At 66.1% G+C, this 460-nt stretch carries 1 pseudogene; it reads left to right on the top strand.

Going from position 1 to position 460, the window contains the following annotated elements:
- Window positions 1-460, top strand: a pseudogene (locus EN993_RS36680) (pyridoxal-phosphate dependent enzyme); the annotation flags it as partial.

Here is a 460-nt window from a genome sequence, read left to right as displayed (position 1 = left end):
GGCGCCCGCATGCCCGATATCATCATGCTGCCGGTTGGCGGTGGCGGGCTTGCCGCCGGCGTCACCCACTATTTCGCCGATCAGGGCCGGGAAGCGCGCTTCGTCTTCTGCGAGCCGGCCGGCGCGCCGAGCCTGCGTGAGAGCCTCGCTGCGGGAAAACGGCTCAAACTCGCCAAGGTCGACAATTTCGTCGATGGCGCGGCGGTGGCAGAGATCGGCCGCGAGCCGTTGCGGCATCTCAAGGATTTCCCGGCCGACACGGTGCGGCTGATCCCGGAAAACCGGCTCTGCGCCACCATGATCGAGATGCTCAACGTCGAGGGCGTCGTGCTGGAGCCGGCCGGCGCGCTGGCGATCGATGCGCTGAGGATTTCTCCAGGAAGGAGATCAGGGGCAAGACCATCGTTGCCGTGGTTTCGGGCGGCAATTTCGATTTCGAGCGGCTGCCGGACGTCAAGGA

Source organism: Mesorhizobium sp. M7D.F.Ca.US.004.01.2.1 (assembly GCF_003997785.1).
Lineage (GTDB): Bacteria > Pseudomonadota > Alphaproteobacteria > Rhizobiales > Rhizobiaceae > Mesorhizobium > Mesorhizobium loti.
The sequence above is the reverse complement of the archived record's forward strand: the minus strand, read 5'-3'. Positions and strand labels throughout refer to the sequence as shown.